Annotated in this window: 5 protein-coding genes; 3 read left to right on the top strand and 2 right to left on the bottom strand. The window is 53.5% G+C overall.

Going from position 1 to position 4074, the window contains the following annotated elements; translation table 11 throughout:
- The coding region (locus ABYT30_RS16565; protein WP_373097554.1) for a diguanylate cyclase domain-containing protein at positions 1-306 on the top strand (306 nt) is incomplete at its 5' end.
- A 22-nt stretch (positions 307-328) separates the two neighbouring features.
- Here the strand turns inward: ABYT30_RS16565 and ABYT30_RS16560 are convergent.
- Positions 329-1117, bottom strand: coding sequence for an SDR family NAD(P)-dependent oxidoreductase (locus tag ABYT30_RS16560; RefSeq protein ID WP_373081769.1), 789 nt, complete (start codon positions 1115-1117; stop codon positions 329-331).
- A gap of 98 nt (positions 1118-1215) precedes the next feature.
- Between ABYT30_RS16560 and ABYT30_RS16555 the strand changes: the two genes are divergently transcribed.
- Positions 1216-1704 (top strand): NUDIX domain-containing protein, encoded by a 489-nt coding sequence (locus tag ABYT30_RS16555; RefSeq protein ID WP_373081768.1) that lies wholly within the window; start codon positions 1216-1218, stop codon positions 1702-1704.
- On the opposite strand, the gene ABYT30_RS16550 is transcribed toward ABYT30_RS16555, so the two are convergent.
- The gene (locus tag ABYT30_RS16550) at positions 1701-2846 is read right to left on the bottom strand and encodes a mechanosensitive ion channel family protein (protein WP_373081766.1); all 1146 of its coding nucleotides are present in this window, start codon (positions 2844-2846) and stop codon (positions 1701-1703) included. The genes ABYT30_RS16555 and ABYT30_RS16550 overlap by 4 nt on opposite strands.
- A 179-nt stretch (positions 2847-3025) precedes the next feature.
- Between ABYT30_RS16550 and ilvD the strand changes: the two genes are divergently transcribed.
- On the top strand, positions 3026-4074 hold a 1049-nt coding region (ilvD, locus tag ABYT30_RS16545), incomplete at its 3' end, for a dihydroxy-acid dehydratase (RefSeq protein WP_373097553.1).

Raw genomic sequence — 4074 nt, 5'->3', positions numbered from 1 at the left:
GACATCAGCGCTCGCTATGGCGGCGAGGAGTTTGTCGTGCTTTCCGCTAGTGATTCCGATGAAGCGACTTTTTTAACGCATGTCGAAGCCGTTAGATCCAAAATTGAAAGACTCGCCATTCCCCACAAAAAATCCAAGTCATCAACAGTGGTTACTGTCAGCGCTGGCATTTATGTCGGGGTGCCCATGCGGGGAATGGCACCAAGCTTCTTTACCAAAGAAGCTGATCGCGCCATGTATCAGGCCAAGCACCAAGGACGCAATCGAGTCGCGGTTGCCAGCCACGTGCGTATGGTAAGCGGTTAATTAAGCGTCGCAATTTCCGCGGCTATACATAACACACCGCACCACCATCGATACGAATATTCTGACCATTGATAAACCCCGCTCGCTCACTGCAGATAAACGCAACTAAATCGGCGACCTCTTGACGCTCAGCAATGCGGCCGCAGGGGTTGGGGTATTCGCTGGCGACAATCTGTTTAACAATATCATCCCAATTATCCCCCCAACCTTGTTTCTCCGCTCGACGCCTAAAACCCGCTTCTAACTCCGCAGTACGGATATAGCCCGGTGAAATTGTATTTACCGTTATTCCGGTGTGACTTAACTCCTTGGTTAAACTTACACTCATCGTCGCCAAGGCGCCCTTCGCGGCATAGTAATGGGGCATAATATTATTGGGTTGATGACTGCCAATCGTGCCCAATTGGACAATTCGACCCCAGCCTTTCGCTTTCATTGCAGGCACCAAGCCCTGTATAAGGCGCGCAGCAGACAGTACATTTTTCTGGTACATATCTAGCCAGTCATGACTGGCACTGATCGCCCACTTACCCGCCGATGCCGTACCATAGTTATTCACTAAAATATCGACGTCGCCCACCTGTGCCTTGGTCTGTGCCAATACCTGCTCACATCCGGCATCAGTGCTTATATCGCCCCACACTGCGCAGGCATTGCCGACCTTTTTTGCCGCCGCATCCGCGGCGCCAGCCTCGTTACTGTGAAACACAACCTTAGCCCCTTCCTTCGCTAAGGTAGCGGCAATACATTCCCCGGTACCGCGATTACTCCCAGTAACTAGCACAACTTTGTTTTTCAGATTCAAATCCACAGCGACGCACTCTCTAAATTAAGCTCATTGCAACATAGTCGCACATAGGCGGTCTGTGGCAAAATCAAAGGCTGAATACCAATAAATTAGAGGCCACTATGAATTTTTGTCCCCAATGCGCCAGCCCAATCGCAGAGCTTCTGATCGACAGCGAGATCCGCAAAGGCTGCCCAAACACCCAGTGCGGCTTTGTACTGTGGAACAACCCGGTACCCGTGGTTGCGATGATTGTTGAGGTCGAGGGCGGCGTTGTCATGGCCCACAACGTCTCTTGGCCGAAAAGCTTTTATTCTATTATTACTGGCTTCCTTGAGGCTGGCGAAGATCCCGAGGAATGCGCGCGCCGCGAAACGATGGAGGAGCTAAACCTCCACGCGCTGGAAACGAAACTCATCGGTGTCTACCCCTTTGCTCAACAGAACCAAGTGATTATTGCCTACCACGTGCGCGCCGCTGGCGAGATTAAACTCAATCACGAGCTCGATGATTATAAAATTGTACCCCCCGCAGAAATTAAACCCTGGCCGATGGGCACCGGCCTCGCGCTAACCGACTGGCTGCAACAGACGGGTGTTCAACCGGCCTAGTCTTTCGGTTTTGCGGTGTCGTCATCTTCCGCGACGTCGCCACCCTCGTCATCCTCTTCGTCGTGGGTGCCTTTGTCCCGTGCGACTTCGGCCTTAGCCAAAATTCGCGCCTGCTCAAGCTCCTCAGTCAAGCCACCGAGTGCAGCTTTTAATTCTTCGCGATCCGGCGCCTCCTCCCCCTCAACGGGATCGGCATTGAGCTGATCTTTAATCTTTTTAATTTTACCCTGAAGGAGTTCAACAGCGCTGGCAACCTCGGCTTTGCTGAACAAAATTTCTTCAGCGTGGCCGTTGCGATCATCGTCTGGCTGCCTTGTCACTTTACGCTTGGGAATAAACTTCAAATCTGTGGGCAATGGACGCTGATTCATAAAACTCGGCGACACAATTTCTATTCCTGCATCGTGCAGGGCATCAAGCATTTTGCCTCGCAGGCGCGAGCGTGCACTGACTAGCAATGCCGCCTCCTTGAGCCAACCACTAGCGCGATAATTCACCGAAAAATCGCCCAAATTGCGAATTTGCACAAAGCCATTTTCTAGTTCTGCCTCTTCAATGGCACTGAGTAAAGCTGTTTCAATTTCCCGGCGATCAACGTCATAACCCAGCGACACCTCCGCCGACACCACCGTGCCGGACGCCCGCACCACATTGTAGGGCTCCTGCACCAACAGCAAGTTAGGTACGGTAACCAACTCACTGGTTTCGTTCTGAAACTCCACATGCAATAAACCCCGCTGGGACACGCGGCCCAGCTCGCCACGAAATTCAATATAATCCCCCGCGCGGAAACTGTTCACTGTGCGCAGCATAAAACCTGCCATTAAATTACCCATAACCGACGTCGACGACAGGGCAATTGCGGCACTCATTAACAAGCCCACTAGGCTCAATAGCTGGCCGCGCAATTCGCCGTTCATTGGAATCGTGCTTATCGCCAGCAGCAAGCCACTGAGCCGGAAGGCCAAGCGCGTGCCCTGCTCCCGATAACGCGTGTCGGCGCCATGACTTTTCTGTACCGCAAACACTTTGCGGGTAAATAGCCACGTGGCGAATAACAAGGCCATAACCACCGCAAAAGGCCCCCACTGGCCCAACCAATTCGGCGCTACGCTGACAACTGCGTCTAAAGCATCATCCATTCAATAAACCTCTTTCCTGTTATATGACTGCATCATACCCATAGACACCGGTTAAGACACCTGCACTCATCCTCGCGGGCATAGCATTTACCACATACGAAGGCGCCGCGCTCTGTGTTAAACTGCGGCCCAATAGCAAAGTTCAAAATACCACTCAGCGACCGCGCACGAGGATCACTATGCCTGTTTATCGCTCTAAAACTACCACCGCTGGCCGCAATATGGCGGGCGCTCGCGCACTGTGGCGCGCCACCGGAATGAAAGATGGCGATTTTGAAAAGCCAATTATCGCGGTAGTTAATTCCTTTACCCAATTTGTGCCCGGCCACGTCCACCTTAAAGACATGGGCCAATTGGTTGCCAGAGAAATCGAAGCCGCTGGTGGCGTCGCCAAGGAATTCAATACCATCGCGGTTGATGACGGTATCGCCATGGGCCACGACGGCATGCTCTACAGCTTGCCAAGCCGCGACATTATCGCCGACTCAGTAGAGTATATGGTCAATGCCCACTGCGCCGACGCCATGGTGTGTATCTCGAACTGCGACAAAATCACCCCCGGCATGCTCAACGCCGCGCTGCGCTTAAATATTCCCGTGGTATTTGTGTCTGGCGGCCCTATGGAAGCTGGAAAAACCAAACTGTCTGAGCACAAGCTCGACTTAGTCGATGCCATGGTTATCGCCGTGGACGACAGTGCGAGCGACGAAAAAGTCGCGGAATACGAGCGTTCGGCCTGCCCCACCTGCGGCTCTTGCTCAGGGATGTTTACCGCTAACTCAATGAACTGCCTGACTGAAGCCCTGGGCCTGTCCCTGCCCGGCAATGGTTCACTGCTAGCCACCCACGCCGACCGCAAAAAGCTGTTTTTAGAGGCTGGCCGCCGCATTGTCGAGCTAGCCCGCCGCCATTACGAAGAAGACGATTACACCGTACTGCCCCGCAATATCGCGTCGTACAGCGCCTTTAGTAACGCCATGGCGCTGGATATCGCCATGGGCGGCTCGACCAATACCATACTGCACTTATTAGCCGCAGCACAGGAAGCCGAGCTCGACTTCACCCTGAAAGATATCGATGCCCTGTCTCGCAAGGTACCCCAGTTGTGCAAGGTCGCACCGAATACGCCGCTATATCACATGGAAGACGTGCACCGCGCCGGTGGCGTAATGGCCATACTCGGTGAGCTCGACCGCGCCGAGTTGCTCGACACCAGCCTGCCGACGGT

This window comes from Zhongshania sp., assembly GCF_041623545.1.
In the GTDB taxonomy this organism is placed as follows: Bacteria; Pseudomonadota; Gammaproteobacteria; order Pseudomonadales; family Spongiibacteraceae; genus Spongiibacter.
Note: the sequence above shows the minus strand (reverse complement) of the source record. Positions and strands in the feature narration are given on the sequence as shown.